A 19820-nucleotide genomic window follows, 5' to 3' on the forward strand; every position below is an offset into this window, starting at 1 on the left:
TCTCGGATGCAAGACGAGACTGCATCGGGGACCTGCGCAATGACAACATTCGACGATCGCGAACGCGCCAGCGAGGCGCATTTCGTGCGCCAGGATGAAATGGCATTCCGGATCACGGCGCGGCGGAATCGCTTGCTTGGCGTCTGGGCGGCGCATGAGATGAAACTCACCCCCGAGGAAACCGATGCATATGCCACGGCGCTCGTCCATGCGGATATGGAGGGCGGCGGCGATGACGACGTCGTCCGGAAGCTGGTCGGCGACATGACCGCCGCGGGCCTGGATCACGACGAGGCGACCGTCCGCCGCGCGCTCGCGCAGCAGATGATCGAGGCGCGTCGCCAGCTGCTGGAGGCGCATTGATATGCCGATGGCTGCCGACGACATTGCGACCATGATCAAGGACGCGATCCCCGACGCCCATGTCGAGATCACCGATCTTGCCTGCGACGGCGATCATTATGCCGCCAAGGTGACCGCCGCGAGCTTTGCCGGGATGAGCCGCGTGAAGCAGCACCAGGCGGTGTATGCCGCGCTAGGTGGCCGCATGGGCGGCGTCCTGCACGCACTCCAGCTTACAACTGCAATTTCCTGAGGGACGAAGACATGACCGACGACACCAACGCACGCATCGACGCAGTGGTCAAAGCCAGCCCCGTCGTATTGTTCATGAAGGGCAGCCCGCTGTTCCCGCAGTGCGGCTTTTCCAGCCGCGCGATCGCGATCCTCAACCATCTCGAGGTCGAGTTCGAGAGCGTCGACGTGTTGCAGGACCAGGGCATCCGCCAGGGGATCAAGGCCTATTCGGATTGGCCGACGATCCCGCAGCTTTACGTCGACGGCGAGTTCGTCGGCGGTTCGGACATCATGATGGAAATGTACGAAAGCGGCGAGTTGGCGCAACTGTTCGAAAAGCAGAACGCGAACTGACCACGGGGGCGCCGGGGAGGGTGGATCGACGCGAGACCGGACGGTAGCGGTCGATCCACCCTGCATGAACGCAGGTGCGCTCGGTGACATGACGCACGTTGCAGGCTCCGTGCCAACGTCGTCGCATCCAGGTTCTGCAGGGCTTCCAATAGTTAATGGGGTTTCTGCAGCGGGTCGACCTGTAAAGAATGGCGACATGCGACCGAATTGGTGAAGGTCTTGCCATCGCCGCACGAAGCCGCCATCTCGCAATCATGGCTGAGCATCCGACCGGTATCCCGATCCAGCTCGAGCCGCTCGTACTCCGCGTGCTCGCACCCAATCCGTCGCCGTACACGTACACGGGCACGCAAACCCACATCGTCGGCCGTGCCGATTTTGCCGTGATAGATCCCGGCCCGGACGACCCTCCGCATATCGCAGCCTTGGTCCGTGCGATCGACGGCCGTCCGGTGACCGCGATCGTCGTCACGCATCATCATCGCGATCACAGCCCCGCGACGCGCCGGCTCCAGGCGATAACCGGCGCCCCGATCGTCGGTGCTGCGCCCTTCGACCTCGACGACACGGGTGCGCGGGCGGACGCTTCGTTCGACCCCGCCTACGCCCCCGACCGCGTTCTCGCCGAGGGCGACACCGTCACGGGCGAGGGCTGGACGCTCGAGGCGATCGCAACGCCGGGCCACACCTCGAATCACCTCGCCTTCGCGCTGCCCGAGACCAAGGCGCTGTTCTCGGGGGATCACGTGATGGGGTGGTCGACGACGATCGTCTCGCCTCCCGACGGCAATATGACGGCGTATATGGCGAGCCTGGAAAAACTTATGGGGCGCGACGACCGTGTCTATTATCCGGGGCACGGCGAGGCGATCGATAGGCCGCAACGCCTCGTCCGCGGGATGCTCGGCCACCGCAAGCAGCGCGAGGGCCAGATCCTTCGCTTGCTCCGCGACGGCGTACGGCCGATCCCGGCGATGGTCGAGCGCATGTATGTCGGTCTGGACCCGCGGCTCGTGCCCGCTGCCGAGCGATCGGTGCTGGCGCATCTCTACGATTTGCAAACCCGCGGACTGGTCATCGAGGAAGGCGAAACATGGCAGACGAAAACCTGAGCCCCGACCTGCCCCCCGCGCGTAGCGGCGGCGTCAGCGCATTCCTGGCCAAGGCGGTCGGCGTGATTGTCATACTCGTTCTTGCGGGGTTGCTCGCATTGTGGGGCGTGCAGCGCTACGTCAGCGACCGCCTGACTCCCGATCCGACGACGATCGCCAGCGCCAGTCTGGCGGGGCTGCGCGAGCAGAACCGGCTGTCCGCATTCGCCGCGCGCTATGTCGCGGTCGTCACCTCGAAACAGTCGCAGCTCGGCTTCACCACCGAGAAGACGCTGATCATGCCCGGGATGGTGCGGTACGAGGTCGACATGGGGAAGCTGACCCAGGCCGATGTCGCCTGGGACGGCACCACCAAGACGCTGTCGGTGCGGCTGCCCGCGGTCGAGGCGGATGGCCCACAGGTCGATCTGAACGCGGTGCGCGAATATGGCTCGGGCGGCGTGCTGACCACCTTCACCGATGCCGAGAAGCGCCTCGACGCCGCCAACCGCCGTGCCGGGCAGATCGAGCTGATCCGCCAGGCACGCGAGCCGGCGATGATCAAGCTCGCCCGCGACGCCACGCGCAGGGCGGTGGAACGCAGTTTCGCGATGCCGCTCCGCGCTGCCGGGATCGATGCGACCGTCGCGGTGCGGTTCGCCGACGAACCCGTTGCGAACACGGAACGCTGGGATACCTCGCGCTCGCTGCAGGACGTGCTAGGGAATGCGCGCTAAACTCGGGATACGACCATGGAATTGAACCAGAACTTCGCCGGCATCGACATACGCGCCGAGATCGAGCGCCTCCGCAAGGAGAAGAACGCGGTCATCCTCGCGCATTATTACCAGAAGCCCGAGCTTCAGGATCTGGCCGATTTCGTCGGCGACAGCCTCGACCTGTCGCGCAAGGCCGCCGCGACCGACGCCGACGTCATCGCGTTCTGCGGCGTGCGGTTCATGGCCGAGACCGCCAAGATCCTGTCGCCCGACAAGATCGTCGTGCTGCCCGACATGGACGCCGGCTGCAGCCTCGAGGACAGCTGCCCGCCTGAGCAGTTCGCGGCCTTCCGGGCGAAGCATCCCGATCACATCGCGCTGACTTACATCAACTGCTCGACCGAGGTGAAGGCGCTCTCCGACATCATCGTGACGTCGTCGTCGGCAGACACGATCCTCGCGCAGATCCCGCTCGATCAGAAGATCATCTTTGGCCCCGACCGCAACCTCGGCGGCTATCTCGCGCGGAAGACTGGCCGCGACATGCTGCTCTGGCCGGGCGTGTGCATCGTCCACGAGGCATTCAGCGAAACCGAGCTGATGAAGCTCAAGGCGCAGCATCCCGGCGCGCCCGTCGTCGCGCATCCCGAATGCCCGCCGATCATCCTCGATCATGCCGATTATGTCGGCTCGACGCGCGGCATTCTCGATTATGCGCTGGCGATGCCCGGCGACACGCTGATCGTCGCGACCGAGCCGCACATCATTCACCAGATGGAAAAGGCGTTACCGAACAAGCGCTTCATCGGTGCGCCGGGCGCAGACGGCAACTGCAACTGCAACATCTGCCCGTACATGGCGCTCAACACGCTGGAAAAGCTGTACGTCGCGTTACGCGATCTGAGCCCGCGTATCGAGATCGAGGAGGGGCTCCGCTTGCAGGCAAAGAAGAGCCTGGACCGCATGCTGGAGATGGCGTCGAACACGGTAGGAAAGGGCGATTTGGGCCCTAAATAATGCTATGCGTGAGGCCGAGGTCCACTTCCGGGCCGCCGGACGTCGCGCGGCCGAGGTCGGGCGGCGCACCCGCCCGACAAGCGGTCGACCTTCAGGCCCTGGGAACGTCGCCGCCAAGCTGTGCGAGCGCCTGATCGATGTGGATGGCGGCAAGCGGCATCTGCAAGGCATCGGCCAGCGCGAGCGCCTCATCCAGCAAGGCGTTCAAGCGTGCGACATCGGCCATCGTCTCGGTAAGCATGGTAAAGTCCTTGGAAAACATTCTTGCAACTAGCCAGTCGGCGATTTGTTCCGGGTCGGGAAAACTTTCTCGAGCCGTTGCTCGGTGGGATTTCGCTATTCCGGGCGTCTGATTTTTGGCACCGCGCTGGTACCATCGGTGAATAATGATTTGGGGGATGTCGGGTGAGCGCAACTGGGCTCGAGGGGTTTGATGTCGAAGCGTTCGTCACGGCGACCCTCGCCGAAGACCTCGGGACGGTCGGCGACATCACGTCCGCCGCGGTCATTCCCGCCGACGCCCGCTTCACCGGCGCGATGGATAGTCGCGATCCGATCGTCGTGGCTGGATTGGCGCTTGCCGAAGCCTTTTTCCGGGCGCTCGATCCCGGTGTCCGTATCGAACGTCTCGTCCAGGACGGAGAGTCGGTCGCTGCCGGTACCGATCTGCTCAGGCTCGAGGGCGCCGCACGCGCCTTGCTGACGGCCGAGCGTTCGGCGCTCAATACGGTGCAGCATCTGTCGGGCATCGCCACGATGACCCGTCGCTACGTCGACGCGATAGCGGGCACCGGCGCGATCCTGCTGGACACGCGGAAGACCATTCCCGGGCTACGCGTACTCGAGAAATATGCGACGCGGATGGGCGGCGCGCAGAACCACAGGATGGGGCTCTGGGACGCGGCGATGATCAAGGACAATCATGTCGCGGTGGCCGGCGGCGTCGGCGAGGCCGTACGACGCGCCAAGGTGGCGGGGATCGCGCAGATCATCGTCGAGGTCGATCGGATCGATCAGATCGAACCCGCGATTGCGGCGGGGGCGACGCACCTGTTGCTCGACAACATGCCGCCACCGACGTTGCGCACGGCAGTGGCGCTGGTCGGCGGACGCGTGCCTTGCGAAGCGTCGGGCGGGGTCAGCCTCGACACCATCCGGGCGATCGCCGAAACCGGCGTTACCTATGTCTCGGTCGGTCGCTTGACGCAGTCTGCACCCGCGGCGGATATAGGGCTCGATTTCACGACTGCGTGAGTGCCGCATCCGCGCGGTATGGTGCCCGTGACTCCGCATCGGGCAGGGGACGAAGACCATGAACAGGCCGCCATCGATAGTCTGGTACGAACGCCTTTATCTCGCGTCGTTCGTGTTCGGGCTCGTTGCCTCCGCGATCAGCTGGACACAACGCGCCACGATCCTTGCCGCCAATCCTATGTTGGCCGAGGCGCACTGGATCCTGCCCGTGACGCAAGCGCTCACCATCGCGATCGCGCTGCTCATCTGGTATTTCACGGCACGCAGGCCCAGCGTGATCGCAAAATGGATGGTCGTGGTGTTTGCCGCGTTCGGTGTGCTGAGCATCCTCCTGTCGCTGGGAACATTGGCGATGGGCCGCGCGGTCAGCGGTACGACGCTGGCACTGTCGGTTCTCGCGAACGCGCTGTACATTGCTGCTGCGGTATTGCTGTTCAAACCCGACGCACAGCTCTGGTTCGGCGAGATGCCGGAATCGGACGACGATGACGAAGGGTCCGACGCCGATGCGATCGATGAGGATACGACTTATGTTCGCTAGGATCACGCTCGTCGCGGCATTTGCGCTGCCTGCAGCAGCCCATGCTCAAGCCTATCAATGCTCGGCGCCGGCCTCGATACAGCGCGTTCGTCCCGACCTGCCGTCGGACAGCCAGCCGAAGCGCGACCTACCGATCGGCAGCTATACGCTCGCGATCACCTGGGCCCCGCAATATTGCCGCGACAACGGCGATCGCGCAGGCTCGAAGTTTCAGTGCGGGGCGGGAAATCGGTTCGGTTTCACGCTCCACGGGCTCTGGCCCGACGGCGTCGGCAAGGAATGGCCGCAATATTGCCGTGCGGCCGAATTCGTACCGCCCCCGGTGATCAAGGCGCACCTGTGCACGACCCCGTCCGCGCAGTTGCTGCAACACGAATGGGCGAAGCACGGCACCTGCATGCCGGGATATCGTCCTGCCAAATACTTCGCCCAGTCCGCCGCGCTATACGGCAAGCTGCGATTTCCCGACATGGACGCGCTGTCGCGGACATCACTGACAGCAGGGCGGTTCGCGGCGGCGATGGCAAGCCGCAATCCTGGCCTGAAGGCGGACATGATGCGCGTGACCGCCACGAAGCAAGGCTGGCTGGACGAGGTCTGGATCTGTCTCGATCGCCGCTTCCGCTATCGCCGCTGCCCGGTGCACCAGGGTGGGCTTGCGCCAAGCGCGTCGCTCAAAATCTGGCGTGGGGCTCGATAGTCGATCGCGCAATCCGCCCCGGCGGTGACCTCAAATCTCGAGGGTCGTCGTCGACGGATGATGCTTGTCGAGGTGGCGCTTGATGATCCGCAGGTTGCGCGTATTCGACCGGAAGAAGAAATCCGGGACCGCACCGACGAAGGGGATCATCCCGAGTGCCCAATCGATGCCGACATTGCCGAACATCCGTGCCATCTGAATCTTCGACATACCGATGTTGCGCGCTTCCCAGGCCATCCACGCACCGACCGCGGCCGCGATCGTGCTGCCGGCAAAGGGAATGATGTCGAGGATCACGTCCATGCCGACCTTGCGGTTCGTGCCGGGAATCGTGAACAGACCCTCCATGACGCGCTCCATCGCCTCGACACGGCGGCGAACCGACAGAGCGTCGCGTCCCATCGGGAGCGTATCGAGGATCGATCCGGGGATCATGCGCGTCGGGCGTTGGGTCATGTCTGTCAGTTGGTGTCGGCGCGCAATCGGTTCAACGGGTGCCACGCTCGCGCATTGGGCTGCCACTGCTGCAGCCGGGTCGATACGAGCGACCATCGCAGCGGTCGCGCGAGCGGGATGAAGGCAACATCCGCGTTCATTGCGACATCGGCGGCGGCGATCTGTCGAGCCCGTTCCGCGAGCGTCGGTGCTTCGCGTGCGGCAGTAATTGCGGCCTGCGCGGCCTCTCCGCACACGACACATGCCGTTGCCAGATACCAGCGCGCGCTATCATAGGGCGCGACCGCATCGACCAGCGCCAGGTCGGCGTCCGCACCCTGCGCGACGCGGTAAGGCGTGATACCGACAGCGATCAGCGATGCTGCCACCTGCGCATACAGCAAGGTGGCGCCAGGCCCGTTCGGGAGGGCGATCCGAAGCGACACGGGTCCACCAGTCCATCCGGCAACGCGTTGCCGCGCCGCGACACGACGCTCGTCCTGGGTCAGCAGCGTCCAGGCAGGGACCTGCGGCAATGCGGCCGAATCGAGAATATCGGGAAGAAGGCGATCGGCCGTATCCCAGGCCGGGGCGATCGCCGTGGTCAGCGCGGTTCGGTCGATCGCCTCTGCGACCGCCTCGCGGTTTGCGGCTTCGGCGAGGAATCCGTCGCGGCGAAGTATCGCCAGTCCGAATAGTCCGGCGGCAGGATCGACACGGATATTGGCGGGCGATATCTCGGTGGTCGCTAGCAGGGGCCAGTCGACGAAGCTGCCACCGCTGACCAAGTCCGAATCGCGGTGGGCAAATCGCGCGATCGCGCGCGCCGCGCGTTCGCCGATCAACCGGACATCCTCCTCAGGCTTGATCGCGCGCTGGTCCTCCGGGTCGGCCTGGTTGGGGTCGAAGGCCGGGCGCAGCAACGGGGACCGACCGCGCGCAGCCACGCGAAAAGGCCCGCTTCCGCCGAGCGGCGTCATCCTCAGCAAACTGAGCTCGGGTTGCGCGAACAGCTTGAGCAGATCGGGACGGGGGCGGCTCAGCCTAACCTCGATCACCTGCGGGGTCATCACGACGATCTCGTCGATCGCCGTGAGGAAGGGGGCCAGCGGGTTGCGCGAGCCCGGTGCGATCTGACGTTTCAGCGCGGCAACAACCTGATCTGCGGTGACGGGCGTGCCATCGCCCCAATCGCCCTCGCGCAGACGGAAGATGTAGCTCATCCCGCCGTCGATCACGATCCAGCGCTCGGCCAGGCCAGGTTCGATCTGTCCGGCGGCATCGAATCGAACCAGACCTTGCGCGGTCGAATCGACGCACAGTCGGCTGGGCGTGTCGACCCGTACACGGCGGGCATCGACGATCCTGGGCGGAGAGCCGATCGCACTGACGATCACGGCGCCGGTATCGGGTCGCCGCCGCTCGCACCCGGTCAGCGTCATGCCGAGCCCGATGCAGACCGTTAGGAAAAGAGCCGCTCTGGTGCGGACGGCGGGACTCGAACCCGCACTCCTAGGGAGGGAGATTTTAAGTCTCCTGCGTCTACCGGTTTCGCCACGTCCGCACACGCCCCCAACAAGACGACGCCGTCCGCCGGGTCAACCCATCGCAGGTAGAAACACGACCGATCGGCGCCGGAGCCTGACATTTATGCAGCGTCACACGTTCAGGCGGGCGCGCATCTCTTTACCGGGTTTGAAATAGGGAACGCGTTTTGCGTCGACCTCGACGACTTCCCCGGTACGCGGGTTACGGCCCGTTCGTGCGTCGCGCGCGCGCGTCGAAAACGCGCCGAAGCCACGCAGTTCGACCCTGCCGTCCGCCGCCAGGCGCTTCGAGATCTCGTCGAAAAACGTGCTGACGATAAGCTCGACTTCATCGGGTTGCAGGTCCGGATGCGCCTCGGCGATCCTGAGGACCAGTTCAGATCGAATCATTCGTTTTCCCGCTCATTTGGCAGTTACGCTTATTGATGTAAGTCAACTTGCGAAGCGTTAGCACTAATCTGGGCGTAGTCAAAAACCAAAGTGAGATAGTCAATAAAAAGCCCGGCATGTTCGAGACATGCCGGGCCAATTTATCGTTAAGTCGTGAGACTTACTTCTTCTCGGCGTCCGTGCGGGCCTTGAGGGCCTCGCCGAGGATGTTGCCGAGCGTCGCGCCCGAGTCGGACGACCCGTACTGTGCGACGGCCTGCTTCTCTTCGGAGATCTGCATCGCCTTGATCGAGAAGGTCGGCTTCTTCGAACGATCGAAGCCCGTCACCATCGCGTCGAACTTCTGGCCGACCTGGAAACGCTCCGGACGCTGCTCGTCGCGATCGCGACCCAGATCCGTGCGCTTGATGAAGCCGGTCGCGCCATCGTCGCCCTGCTGCACTTCGAGGCCCGCGTCGCGGACTTCGAGAACGGTCACGGTGACGATCGCGTTCTTGTTCAGCTTGTCGCCTGCTGCTGCGATGCCGCCGGCCGAAGGCCCGCCGCGCTCGAGCTGCTTCATGCCGAGCGAGATACGCTCCTTCTCGGCGTCGATGTCGAGCACGACGGCTTCGACGGTCTCACCCTTGCGATGCAGGTTGAGCGCGTCCTCGCCCGAAACACCCCATGCGATGTCGGACATGTGGACCATGCCGTCGACGTCGTTGTCGAGGCCGATGAACAGACCGAATTCGGTCGCGTTCTTGACTTCGCCTTCGACGGTCGAACCGATCGGATGAGCGGCAGCGAATGCCTCCCAAGGATTGGCCTGAGCCTGCTTGAGGCCGAGCGAGATGCGACGCTTCTCGGAATCGACTTCGAGAACCATGACGTCGACTTCCTGCGAGGTCGACACGATCTTGCCCGGATGGACGTTCTTCTTGGTCCAGGACATTTCCGACACGTGGACGAGGCCCTCGATGCCCGCTTCCAGCTCGACGAACGCACCATATTCGGTGATGTTCGTGACGCGGCCGGTGAGCTTCGCGCCAACCGGATACTTGACCATCGCGCCATCCCAGGGATCGCTCTCCAGCTGCTTCATGCCGAGGCTGATGCGCTGGGTGTCCTTGTTGATGCGGATGATCTGCACCTTGACGGTGTCGCCGATGTTCAGGACTTCGCTCGGGTGACCGACGCGCTTATAGCTGAGATCGGTGACGTGCAGCAGGCCATCGATGCCGCCGAGATCAACGAACGCACCGTAATCGGTGATGTTCTTGACGACGCCGTCGATGATCTGGCCCTCGGCCAGGCTCAGGATCAGGCCCGAACGCTGCTCTGCGCGCGTCTCTTCGAGAACGGCGCGACGCGACACGACGATGTTGCCGCGCTTGCGGTCCATCTTCAGGATCTGGAAGGGCTGGGGGATGTCCATCAGCGGCGTGACGTCGCGCACGGGGCGGATGTCGACCTGCGAGCCCGGCAGGAACGCGACGGCGCCGTTCAGGTCGACGGTGAAGCCACCCTTCACGCGGCCGAAGATCACGCCCTCGACGCGGGTCGTCTTGGAGAATTCGGTTTCCAGCTTGTCCCATGCGGCTTCGCGACGCGCACGATCGCGGCTGAGCATTGCTTCGCCGTGGACGTTCTCGACGCGGTCGACATAGACTTCGACTTCGTCGCCGACCTTCAGGTCAGCCTTCTGGCCCGGCGCTGCGAATTCGCGAAGCGGCACGCGGCCTTCCGACTTCAGACCGACGTCGATGACGGCCATGTCGTTCTCGATGCCGGTCACGGTGCCATGCACCACGCGGCCCTCGAAGCTGTCGGCGTCGCCGAGCGTTTCGTTCAGCATCGCCGCGAAATCGTCGCGGGTCGGCATTACCTGGGTTGCCATAGAATTCAGTAATCCTAGTCTGTTTCCGGCCAAGCGGTTGGGTCCGCTGGTCTTGGCCTTCGTTGCCGCGACGACCGAACGCCGGCGCAGCATCCGGACGGCACGAGGCGCAGAGGACGTAGACGCTGAATGCGAAAACGGCGCGTGAGACTCATAGGTCTCCGCGCCTTCCTCCACGAGCATCGCTCGCCGGACATCGCCGTATAGCCGAAACCGCCTCTCGGAGCAAGATCGACTCCGCTGCGTTAGGGGCGGTTCACCACAGGAGCGAAGATTTGAACGAACGCGGCATTCTCGTGCTGGGCTGGGTCGCCACCGTGACGGCGATCGTGATGTACCTGTCGTACATCGACCAGATCATGCTGAACCTTTCGGGGCAGAAGGGATCGGTGGTCCAGCCTTTCGCGACGATGGTGAATTGCGCGCTGTGGGTGGGGTATGGGTTTTTGAAGGACAAGCGGGATTGGCCGATCGTCGTGGCGAATTTTCCGGGGGTCGTGTTCGGCGCGGTGGCGCTGGTCACTGCGCTGTAGGGGAGGGGGCGCCATAGGGGAGTTCCGCTCACTCCTCCTTGTTCTCCCGCGAAGGCGGGAGCCCAGTCTGGGTCCCCGCCTTCGCGGGGAAACAACATTGGGTCGCGGTATCTCACCCCAACAGAGCAACCACCCCGGCGAAGGCCGGGGCCCAATTGGGGGACGGTGCTAACAGAGGGCCGCGCTTCGTTACTGCAGACGTTCCAATTGGGCCCCGGCCTTCGCCGGGGCGGTGCGCTCGCCCGAGTGGGCGGAAGGCTTAAACCGAAGCGGCCTTCTTCGCCCGCTGCGCCTCCACCAGCGCAACCGCCCTTTGCACCGAAGCCTCGATCGACAGAAAGCTCGTATCCAGCAACGCAGCATCCGCCGCCATCACCAGCGGCGCAGTCGACCGACCACTATCCCGAGCATCCCGAGCCCGAATATCCGCCAGCACCCGATCCTTGCTCGCCGTCCCCCCCCGAGCCTGCAACTCCGCATGCCGCCGCTGCGCCCGAATATTCGGCGTAGCCTTCACGAACAGCTTAGCATCGGCATCCGGCGCGATCACCGTGCCGATGTCGCGCCCGTCGAGGATCGCGCCACCCTCCTGCGCCGCAAACCGCTTCTGCCGGTGCAGCAACGCTGCCCGGACCAGCGGATGCGCCGACACCACCGACGCCAGCGCGCCGATCTCGTCGTCGCGCAACGCCGGATCGCTCAACAGCGCATCGCTGAAATCGCACGCCGCGACCGCGTCCGCCTCGGTCTCCGGGTCGAGCCCCATCCGCGCCACGCTCAACGCGACCGCGCGGTACAACAGCCCGGTATCGAGATACGGCAACCCATAATGCTTGGCCAAGGCGCGCGCGATCGTGCCCTTGCCCGATGCCGCCGGACCGTCGACTGCGATGATCATCTTAATTCCCCCGGCCGGTCAGCGCATCGAGCGACCGGAAGAACACGGGATAGCTCGTCGCCACCGGCGATACATCATCGATCGTGACGGGCTCGACGGCGCCAAGTCCAGCCACCACCATGCTCATTGCGATGCGGTGGTCGAGTTTCGAGGCCACCCGAGCGCCACCGCGAATCGCCGCGCCACCCGAGCCCGTGATCGCCATGCCGTCCTCATACTCTTCACAAACCACGCCGCACGCCTCCAGCGCGATCCGCATCGTCGTGATGCGGTCCGATTCCTTGACCCGCAGCTCGTGCGCACCGCGCGCGATCGTCGTGCCGGTCGCGAAGGCGGCGGCGACGAACAGCACCGGATATTCGTCGATCATGCTCGGCGCCAGATCGGCCGGCACCTCGATCGCGGTCAGCGGCGCATGCCGGACCCGCAGGTCCGCGACCGGCTCGCCGCCGACGGTGCGCGGATCGAGCTCGGTAATGTCCGCGCCCATCATCCGCAAAGCCGTGACGATCCCGATCCGCGTCGGGTTCAGTCCGACATTGCGCACGACGATATCCGAGCCCGGCACGATCGACGCCGCCACCAGCCAGAACGCCGACGAAGACGGATCGCCCGGCACCACGATATCCTGCGGCTTCAGGTCCGCTTCGCCGGTGATCGAGATGATCCGCCCGGCCTCGGTTTCCTCGACGGTCAGCTTCGCGCCGAACCCGGTCAGCATCCGCTCGCTATGATCGCGCGTCGCGACCGGCTCGATGACCCGCGTGATCCCCGGCGTGTTGAGGCCGGCCAACAAAATCGCCGACTTCACCTGCGCCGACGCGACCGGCAGCGTGTATTCGATCGGCACTGCCGGACACATGCCTCGCACCATCAACGGCAGCCGCCCGCCCGGTGAAGACGTGATGTCCGCCCCCATCTGCGACAGCGGCTCGATCACGCGTCCCATCGGCCGCCCCGACAGCGACGCGTCGCCGGTAAAGGTGCAGGTGATCTGATGGCTCGACACCAAGCCCATCAGCAACCGCGTCGACGTCCCCGAATTGCCCATCTCCAGCGCGGTCTCGGGCTGGAGCAGTCCGCCCACGCCGACGCCGTCCACCACCCAGATCCCGTCCTCGCCCCGCTCGATCGTCGCGCCCATCGCGCGCATCGCCGCCGCAGTGGCGAGCACGTCCTCGCCCTCCAGCAAACCCTCGATCCGACTAGTGCCGACAGCTAAGCTCGCGAACATCAGCGCGCGGTGGCTGATCGACTTGTCGCCGGGGACCGCGATCGAACCGGTCAAAGGACCACGCGCGACGACGTCGAGCGGTTGGGGAAGGGGGTGTGCCATGGGGCCGGGCTTTTGACAGTGGCCTTGCGCTATGGCAAGGCGCGCCCACTTTGCGAGGGTATCCCCCCGCAATCCATTCATCCGAAAGGTTCTATCGGCATGATCAAGCCGGAATGGGGCACGAAGCGTTCGTGCCCGAAATGCGCGACGCGTTTCTACGACCTCGAAAAAGCCGACCCTGTGACCTGCATCGAGTGCGGGTATGCGTGGGAGCCCGAGCCCATCCTGAAGTCGAAGCAGCCGCTGCCGTTCGAGGTCGCCAAGCCCGACACCAAGAAGCCCGACGCGGATCTCGAGGGTGACGAGGAAGAGGACATCGCTTCGATCACCGGCGAGGACGAAGAGCCGTCTGCCGACGACGAAGTCGATCTCGGCGGCGACGACGACCTCGGCGTCGAGACGCCGCAGGACGAGCACGAGCGTTGATCTGAAAGAAATTTGGCAAGCGGTGTTTACGCCGCTTGCCAACCCGGGCGGGTCCGGTTAGTGACCCGCCTCCCAACGGGAATGGGGCCGTAGCTCAGCTGGGAGAGCGTTCGCATGGCATGCGAAAGGTCAGGGGTTCGATCCCCCTCGGCTCCACCATTCTCTTTAAGCCGTTGAAATCACGGTAAAGTGTCGGAAAACAAAGGCTTTTTACAAGCGTCTAGTACAAAGGTACGAGGACGGAAGCCTATGTGTTCATACCTCCACAGAGCCCTTAACGGGGTCTATTATTTTCGCATGGGCATACCTGCGGACCTGCGGCCCTTCATGGCGGGGAAGCGGGAGATTAAGCGTTCGCTAGGTCTAAAGGACCGTGACGCCGCCAAGGCCGTGATACCTGATATGACGAAGGCTGCTCACGCCCTGCTTAAGCAAGCTGAGCGGGATCGTGAAACGGCTGCGAAGCCTGCTCCCAAGCCGATGCCTGCTAAGTCGGCTGCTCAGTTAGAGCGGGACCGGCAACGGTGGGAGGCTGAGCAAGAGCAAGCCGACTATGCCGCTGACGAATCATTCGCCGCTGATATGGAGCATGAAGCTCTAGAACCGATCATGGATGCGCTTAGCGAGGGCAAGGAGGCTGACGCTTCCCCGGCTGAGATAGCTAGGGCCGGTCGGCTGCTAGTGCTGCATGAGCGGGAGAAGGCGGGGGCGGAACGGGAAGCCCTGCTTTTATCCATGCAGCCTAAGCATGTAAAAGATGCCCGCGCATTGCTGGGGAAAAATCGAGCCGTTGAATGGCAGCCCGCTACCGCTGAGCGCGAGCCCGCTACCGGGTCCGGTCTATATCTCGACAAGGATATCCTAGACCGCTGGGCTGCGGAACGCGGTGTCGTCAAAAAGGGCAAGGATACCCATGAGGCCGTAGCCCGTTGGTTCTATGAGCGGACTGAGCGCAAGCCGGTTGAGCGGATCACTCGGCAGAACGTGCTGGCGTTCAAAGACAAGCTGCTCGCTGAGGGGCAGACGGTCGCCAATACGAACATGAAGCTATCCCGCCTGCGGACGCTGCTAGGTTGGGCGTATCAGAACGATCTAGCGCCAGCGAACGTAGCTGAAGGCATTAGCGTCAAGGTAGCCGATGGCGGCAAGATGCAGCGCCAGCCGTTCTCCCTGTCTGATTTGCAGGCCATCTTTTCCAGCCCAGTCTATGCCAATGGGGATCGACCCAAGGGCGGCAGGCTTGAGGCTGCATACTGGCTACCGCTGCTCGCTCTATTCACCGGGGTGCGGCTAGAGGAAATTGGTCAGCTTCGTGTGTCGGACGTGCAGCGCAAGGAATACCCCGATCAAGACGGCAAGATGCTGTCAGGTTGGTTCCTTCACATCACCGGCGCTACCGACGACAAGGGGCAGGCGAACAGGATTAAGAACTCTGCCAGTGAACGCCTTGTGCCATTACATCCTGAGCTAGAGCGGCTTGGGTTTGTCGCTTATGTCGAGAAACTGCTCGATCAAAAGGGAAGGGTGTTCCCGGACCTTAAGCCCAATATATTCGGTAGGCTTACTGCAAAGTGGGGCGAATGGTTTGGGCCTTACATGCGTAATGTCTGCGGTATCACTGACAAGCGTAAGGTTTTTCATTCCTTCCGTCATACCTTCAAAGATTATGTTCGTAGGGCCAGGATCGCTGAGGGAGTGCAGCGGCAGCTAATGGGCCATGCAGGCAAGGACGTAGCCGACGATTACGGTAGCGGCTATGATCTGCATAGCTTGGCCGAGGCAATGGCAACATACCGTGTGCCGGGGCTAATCATCGCTAGCAAGCAATAGGATATCTGAATGGCATACATAGTCACATGGAAGAAGCAGCCCGGTCATGTAGTCATGAATACCGAGAGATTTGACGATTTGAATGATGCTCTTGCTGATGCGAAGATTTATATGCCGGGTCCGTATCCTGTCGAGATTACTGTGACGGATGATGAAGGCAACCAATACTACATCGGTGTTACCGGGTCATCAGACGACGATTGAAAGTCCGAACATACAGATACCCGATTTTGCGCCGGATCAGCCCCTTGGGGAATCAATCGGATGCGCTCGGGTATCTGTATGGCCTGATTAGCTATCGCCTCTCAGCGATTCTCCTAGCCCGTCTATCAGGCATCATAGCCAAGCGGGACGCCAGCCTCTCGGCGGGCCTGCTCCCCGGTCGGGGTGACGCGGTATCCCGTATCGGTCTGGAAACCGGCAACATCGCCTACCGGAGTGCCGTGGGACTGACGGGCTTGCACACCGGTCTGAGCGACCCGAATGCCGGTCACGTCCTGTCCGCCTTTGTAGGGATCATAACCGGTCATGCTCTGCCCGGTCTGAGGCCCGGTAGGGCCGCTGGGGGCCTGCGCTACGAGCGTGTAGCCGGTTGGACCCATGATCCACTGCGGGCCGGTCTGTTGCGCCTGAGCGGGCTGCTGGGCAGGCTGACGAGCAACGCCGGGAGGGGCATTGAACGCGAATGAGCTATTCACCGTCTCACCGGGCGGGATCGAAGACGCCTCGGGAACATCAGGCGTTTCTGCATAGGCTTCGACAGTGCTGCCAAGGGCATCATCAACCGTCCAATTAGCGGCATCAGCCTCGGTCACTTCGCCCTTGCTGATAGCCAACGCCTTCGCATCCTCAAGGATCATTGGTGCGAGACTATCAAGATGGCTTTCGTCACCGCTGTTATTGTATGCAGACAGCGCTTTGTCATACATAGAAACGGTAGCATCATCGCTATTATGGATAAGATCGACAGCAATCTCTAGGGTGTTCTTCAAGGCAGGAACGCGGCTCGCGAAGGCATCTAGTGCATTCTTATAGGCGATATTAGCAGGCAAGCCCTTAGCCAATTCGGTATTAGCCTGCTGCTGTACAGTGCGGGGATTGTGCCCATGTACTGCAATTAAGGAAAGAGCGGCTTTCACCTTTACGGCTTGCCGTGGAGTTAGTGCGGTCATTGGTTTTCCTTGAACATATTTAGAATGTGGGGCGGTGCCGGTTTGGCGGGCGTGGTAAGTGTCACGTCGCCGATCGTCGGGACGGGAGGGATCACGCCGGAGCGGATGGCGGCGACAAGGTACTGGAAGGCGAACTTGCAATCCTTGGCCCTAAGGTACGGACGGCCTTGGGCTTCCCAGATCGAACGGGCCTGAGCGGCGGAACGCCGGGCTTCGCATTGGCTGTCTGGGGAATAGCCGTAGATTGCGGGAGTTGCGCCGGGGCCTGATAGCCGGGGCCAGTCGGCTGCATGTTCCTCCGCTTCCCTTGTCAGGAGGACGGAAAGGTTAGCGACACGAACCGGCAGGCCAGCGGCAACTACTGCCCCGTCGCCTTCCTTCATCAGCCATACCGTTATAGCGGACCATTCCGCATGGGCCTTGGCGGCATCGGCATAGGGGCCTGCCCGCCGCATCAGTTCGTCTAGGGTTTGCGGGACTAGGGCGACCTTGGGAACGTAATCGGGACGGGAGGGCTTTGGTGCCGATCCCGTTCCCCGATCATCAGGGTTAGGCATTACGCCGCTACCGCCGCGCCCTTAACGTAGCCCCGCTGCTTGCCGACGAAGTACAGGCCGAACGCCTCCTGCGGGTTTCCCGGTGCCAATTCCATAATCGCGGCAGGGATCGCCTCCGGCTTCACCGTTACAAGATATTCGTATGCAACGTCGTCCAGCGCATCAAACCCTCTGCATTCATGCACCTTAGGGAGGGACTCCTTGGCGTCGTTGTCCCAAGTCTTTCGAGTGTAATAAATGGTGAAAGCCGTAGTCATCAGGTTGTGACCGGGTGAGGCGACAATGCGAATATCGGTGAAGTGCTTAAGGCGTGCCTCCCGCTCTACCTCGGCCTGATTGGCAAGGGCATCTGCAAAGCGATCTTTGGCATCTGCAAGAGCCTTGGCGACATCATCCGCCTTAAGAATGGCGGGCTCACCGATAATATCTTTAAGCTCGTTGATCTTACGAAGCTGAGTATCAAGGGCTTCAATCTCGGCTGCGATATTTGCAAGCGGGTTATTCGGGGTCATTGGGTTTCCTTGGGATGAATTGAGGCAATTGAGTTTAAAAATCAGCGCTGTGGAGTAGGCGCGAACGGGCCAACCTTTAGCTTCTCGGCGCGGTAGGTATGGATCGTGCCTGTATCGGCATCGACTGCGGCCATCAGAGCGGCCCGTCCCGGTCGGCCTGCGGGCTTACGGCAGAGGAAGTCAGGCAACGGGATGCCGAGGGCTTCCAGTGTGAAGCGAACGCCAATCGTTACACGGCGGTCGGTAGAGGCAAGGTAATCGGCAACCGGCTTATTATTAATGCGGTCGATATTAACGGTCACAGTATTCATAGCATATCCTTTATGGTGTGTAGGAACTTGTCCCAATGCAAAAGAGAGATAGCCCCCTTGCGTATAAGCAAACAGGAACGGTCAAAATCAGCGATATGGAATAGGTCGCCTGCTAGCTGCCAACTAGGGCAATGCTACAACTAGCAGGCTGGCAATACTCGGGGCCGATGGGCATCAGATTGTCGAGTATGCGTAGTGAGAGGAGCGGCAGGCTTATGCGCCATACATATTGCTAGCCATGAAGCGGACCTGTTAAGGTTCAACGCTCCTACATTCCTCAGATAAGATCAGCAGGTAACTTACTGGGCTTACTTGAAGGATGCGTATCAGGAATACCGATTGAGGCCGCAGAGTACCGGAGATTGATCTGGGGGTGTCAATAGATAATACTTTGGTATCATCTTAGATTAGTGAATACTGAGCTGTATCCGGTCGTCCCCTCGTCCTTCCTTCTACAGATAGATATCCGTATTTGAGGCACTTTAGGGGAGCAACTACAGCAGCATCATCTTGAGTTAGATCATACGTCGCTTGTATTGCCGGTGTCCGATACCGTGGGCCAAAATGTAAAAGTCGGCACACCTCGTCGCCCTACGGCTGACCCTCGCGGGCTGTGGTATCTACAGTTATCGCACTGTCAGACGTCCTAGGGCTTCCTAGCTTGGGCGGTAAGTCATTAGTGTTCTGTCCGCGAGCAATTCGGGGCAGGCTGGTTCTATCGCTTTAGGGTACTGAAAGGGACCGAATGAGCAGGTCAGGATGATTATCTATTGCTATACGGTCCCAATATGTCCTCACCCGAATAAGCCCCTCTCAGACTCATTCCGACAATCGGGCTGGGCAAGTACCCGGACCCTTCCTAATCGAGTCTGACGGGGCCGGGGCGGCGGATACGCGAGCCTTCCCGTCGCCTGCCCGGTGTCAGCTTGGGGAGTGGCAGCGCATTATGTCGCTAACGGACTGAGCCGCCCACTTCCCGCCTCGGGCCGTGATGATCCCGCGGGCATTCAGCTCCCCGGCAATGGCCCTCAGACTGGTATGGCCGTCAGCCTTGATCGCCTCAATGATCGGCGCAACGTCACTAGCGAACGCCTGAGCCTTGGCCTTGATCGCTTCCACCGCTGCCCCGTTGCCCTTGCTCTCCCCGAACGCCTTAGCGCCCATTGGATTACCTAGCTTGGTGCCTCTGGCCTTGGCAGCGGCGAGGGCTTCAATCGTTCGCTTGCTGATAGCTTTGCGTTCGGCCTGGGCCATTGCTGCCATGATGTGAATTGTAAGCTCGTTAGCCTCTGGCATGTCGGCAGCGATGAAGCGGGTTCCAGCATCTTGCAGCTTGGCAAGGAAGGCGAGGTTACGGCTCAGCCGGTCCAGCTTGGCGATGACGAGGGTAGCCCCTGTCACCTTGGCATGATGCAGTGCCTTGATAAGCTCAGGACGATCATCCCGCTTGCCGCTCTCTACCTCGACATACTCGCCAAGGGGCTGGCAATCCCGCGACTGGCAGAACGAGGCGATGGCAGCTTTCTGAGCATCTAGGCCCAAACCGCTGCGGCCCTGCTTGGCAGTCGAGACACGGTAGTAGGTGACGGTTCGCATTGGCTCGGTTCCCTGTTGCCAACCCTAGGTAGAACCGTTGTCCATAATTGTCAAGCGCTCGTTAGGTTATTCTGGACAGTGCCAATGGTGGATCGTTTGGCAACTGTGACACGTCATGCAGGGATGGAGAACCACGCGCGATAATG

At 62.2% G+C, this 19820-nt stretch carries 25 protein-coding genes and 2 tRNA genes; 14 read left to right on the forward strand and 13 right to left on the reverse strand.

What is annotated here, in order from left to right; all coding sequences use genetic code 11:
* Positions 1-39: 39 nt before the first annotated feature.
* From U1737_RS14655 to nadA, 6 genes are all read left to right on the forward strand, one after another.
* Positions 40-363 carry a DUF1476 domain-containing protein gene (locus tag U1737_RS14655; protein ID WP_248523227.1) on the forward strand — a complete coding sequence of 108 codons (324 nt, stop codon included), beginning with the start codon at positions 40-42 and terminating at the stop codon, positions 361-363.
* Position 364: 1 nt separating this feature from the next.
* Positions 365-595 (forward strand): BolA/IbaG family iron-sulfur metabolism protein, encoded by a 231-nt coding sequence (locus U1737_RS14660; RefSeq protein WP_332797273.1) that lies wholly within the window; start codon positions 365-367, stop codon positions 593-595.
* 11 nt (positions 596-606) lie between these two features.
* Entirely contained in the window at positions 607-930 is a 324-nt protein-coding gene (gene grxD / locus U1737_RS14665) for a Grx4 family monothiol glutaredoxin (RefSeq protein ID WP_248523231.1), read from the forward strand.
* A 254-nt stretch (positions 931-1184) separates the two neighbouring features.
* The gene (locus U1737_RS14670) at positions 1185-2042 is read left to right on the forward strand and encodes an MBL fold metallo-hydrolase (RefSeq protein WP_332797274.1); all 858 of its coding nucleotides are present in this window, start codon (positions 1185-1187) and stop codon (positions 2040-2042) included.
* Complete coding sequence (locus U1737_RS14675; protein WP_248523234.1) at positions 2024-2758, forward strand: DUF4230 domain-containing protein; 735 nt, start codon at positions 2024-2026, stop codon at positions 2756-2758. Before U1737_RS14670 ends, U1737_RS14675 begins: the two co-directional genes overlap by 19 nt.
* Positions 2759-2773: 15 nt before the next feature.
* On the forward strand, positions 2774-3757 hold the full coding sequence (gene nadA / locus U1737_RS14680; RefSeq protein WP_248523236.1) for a quinolinate synthase NadA: 984 nt from the start codon (positions 2774-2776) through the stop codon (positions 3755-3757).
* A 91-nt stretch (positions 3758-3848) separates the two neighbouring features.
* Here the strand turns inward: nadA and U1737_RS14685 are convergent, their stop codons facing one another.
* Entirely contained in the window at positions 3849-3998 is a 150-nt protein-coding gene (locus U1737_RS14685) for a hypothetical protein (RefSeq protein WP_248523238.1), read from the reverse strand.
* Positions 3999-4162: 164 nt separating this feature from the next.
* On the opposite strand from U1737_RS14685, the gene nadC reads away from it, so the two are divergent.
* Genes nadC through U1737_RS14700 form a run of 3 tightly spaced genes read left to right on the forward strand, consistent with a single transcriptional unit; the run spans position 4163 to position 6252 of the window.
* Entirely contained in the window at positions 4163-5011 is an 849-nt protein-coding gene (gene nadC, locus U1737_RS14690) for a carboxylating nicotinate-nucleotide diphosphorylase (RefSeq protein ID WP_332797275.1), read from the forward strand.
* A 58-nt stretch (positions 5012-5069) separates the two neighbouring features.
* Entirely contained in the window at positions 5070-5552 is a 483-nt protein-coding gene (locus U1737_RS14695) for a hypothetical protein (RefSeq protein WP_332797276.1), read from the forward strand.
* Positions 5542-6252 (forward strand): ribonuclease T2 family protein, encoded by a 711-nt coding sequence (locus tag U1737_RS14700; RefSeq protein ID WP_248523243.1) that lies wholly within the window; start codon positions 5542-5544, stop codon positions 6250-6252. The genes U1737_RS14695 and U1737_RS14700 overlap by 11 nt, the downstream gene beginning before the upstream one ends.
* Positions 6253-6282: 30 nt before the next feature.
* Here U1737_RS14700 and U1737_RS14705 read toward each other — a convergent pair whose 3' ends face one another.
* The 5 genes from U1737_RS14705 to rpsA form a co-directional block, all read right to left on the reverse strand.
* Positions 6283-6708 carry a DUF4112 domain-containing protein gene (locus U1737_RS14705; protein ID WP_332797277.1) on the reverse strand — a complete coding sequence of 142 codons (426 nt, stop codon included), beginning with the start codon at positions 6706-6708 and terminating at the stop codon, positions 6283-6285.
* 5 nt (positions 6709-6713) lie between these two features.
* Positions 6714-8129 (reverse strand): ABC transporter substrate-binding protein, encoded by a 1416-nt coding sequence (locus U1737_RS14710; RefSeq protein WP_332797278.1) that lies wholly within the window; start codon positions 8127-8129, stop codon positions 6714-6716.
* Positions 8130-8167: 38 nt separating this feature from the next.
* A tRNA-Leu gene (locus U1737_RS14715) sits at positions 8168-8251 on the reverse strand.
* A gap of 94 nt (positions 8252-8345) precedes the next feature.
* On the reverse strand, positions 8346-8624 hold the full coding sequence (ihfB, locus tag U1737_RS14720) for an integration host factor subunit beta (RefSeq protein ID WP_248523248.1): 279 nt from the start codon (positions 8622-8624) through the stop codon (positions 8346-8348).
* A gap of 160 nt (positions 8625-8784) precedes the next feature.
* Positions 8785-10503, reverse strand: coding sequence for a 30S ribosomal protein S1 (gene rpsA, locus U1737_RS14725; RefSeq protein WP_056060414.1), 1719 nt, complete (start codon positions 10501-10503; stop codon positions 8785-8787).
* Between the two features lie 275 nt (positions 10504-10778).
* Between rpsA and U1737_RS14730 the strand changes: the two genes are divergently transcribed.
* The gene (locus U1737_RS14730; RefSeq protein WP_133018745.1) at positions 10779-11036 is read left to right on the forward strand and encodes a SemiSWEET family transporter; all 258 of its coding nucleotides are present in this window, start codon (positions 10779-10781) and stop codon (positions 11034-11036) included.
* Between the two features lie 259 nt (positions 11037-11295).
* Here U1737_RS14730 and cmk read toward each other — a convergent pair whose 3' ends face one another.
* Positions 11296-11934, reverse strand: coding sequence for a (d)CMP kinase (cmk, locus tag U1737_RS14735; protein ID WP_254686750.1), 639 nt, complete (start codon positions 11932-11934; stop codon positions 11296-11298).
* 1 nt (position 11935) lies between these two features.
* Positions 11936-13270 (reverse strand): 3-phosphoshikimate 1-carboxyvinyltransferase, encoded by a 1335-nt coding sequence (aroA, locus tag U1737_RS14740; protein ID WP_332797279.1) that lies wholly within the window; start codon positions 13268-13270, stop codon positions 11936-11938.
* A gap of 99 nt (positions 13271-13369) precedes the next feature.
* Between aroA and U1737_RS14745 the strand changes: the two genes are divergently transcribed.
* The 4 genes from U1737_RS14745 (at position 13370) to U1737_RS14760 (ending at position 15730) form a co-directional block, all read left to right on the forward strand.
* Positions 13370-13696 (forward strand): TIGR02300 family protein, encoded by a 327-nt coding sequence (locus tag U1737_RS14745; RefSeq protein ID WP_031395784.1) that lies wholly within the window; start codon positions 13370-13372, stop codon positions 13694-13696.
* Positions 13697-13779: 83 nt separating this feature from the next.
* A tRNA-Ala gene (locus U1737_RS14750) sits at positions 13780-13855 on the forward strand.
* A 90-nt stretch (positions 13856-13945) separates the two neighbouring features.
* Complete coding sequence (locus tag U1737_RS14755) at positions 13946-15526, forward strand: DUF6538 domain-containing protein (RefSeq protein ID WP_332797280.1); 1581 nt, start codon at positions 13946-13948, stop codon at positions 15524-15526.
* Positions 15527-15535: 9 nt separating this feature from the next.
* Positions 15536-15730: a hypothetical protein gene (locus tag U1737_RS14760; protein WP_332797281.1), complete on the forward strand. Its 195-nt coding sequence runs from the start codon at positions 15536-15538 to the stop codon at positions 15728-15730.
* 125 nt (positions 15731-15855) lie between these two features.
* On the opposite strand, the gene U1737_RS14765 is transcribed toward U1737_RS14760, so the two are convergent.
* The 5 genes from U1737_RS14765 to U1737_RS14785 all read right to left on the reverse strand — a co-directional run bounded on the left by U1737_RS14765 (position 15856) and on the right by U1737_RS14785 (position 19674).
* Positions 15856-16698, reverse strand: coding sequence for a hypothetical protein (locus tag U1737_RS14765; RefSeq protein WP_332797282.1), 843 nt, complete (start codon positions 16696-16698; stop codon positions 15856-15858).
* Positions 16695-17153, reverse strand: coding sequence for a hypothetical protein (locus tag U1737_RS14770; RefSeq protein WP_332797283.1), 459 nt, complete (start codon positions 17151-17153; stop codon positions 16695-16697). Before U1737_RS14770 ends, U1737_RS14765 begins: the two co-directional genes overlap by 4 nt.
* Before the next feature lie 101 nt (positions 17154-17254).
* Positions 17255-17767 carry a hypothetical protein gene (locus U1737_RS14775; protein ID WP_332797284.1) on the reverse strand — a complete coding sequence of 171 codons (513 nt, stop codon included), beginning with the start codon at positions 17765-17767 and terminating at the stop codon, positions 17255-17257.
* A 41-nt stretch (positions 17768-17808) separates the two neighbouring features.
* On the reverse strand, positions 17809-18078 hold the full coding sequence (locus tag U1737_RS14780; RefSeq protein WP_332797285.1) for a hypothetical protein: 270 nt from the start codon (positions 18076-18078) through the stop codon (positions 17809-17811).
* A gap of 921 nt (positions 18079-18999) precedes the next feature.
* Complete coding sequence (locus U1737_RS14785; RefSeq protein ID WP_332797286.1) at positions 19000-19674, reverse strand: recombinase family protein; 675 nt, start codon at positions 19672-19674, stop codon at positions 19000-19002.
* Between the last annotated feature and the right edge of the window lie 146 nt (positions 19675-19820).

The organism is Sphingomonas fucosidasi (assembly GCF_036663855.1).
GTDB classification, from domain to species: domain Bacteria; phylum Pseudomonadota; class Alphaproteobacteria; order Sphingomonadales; family Sphingomonadaceae; genus Sphingomonas; species Sphingomonas faeni_B.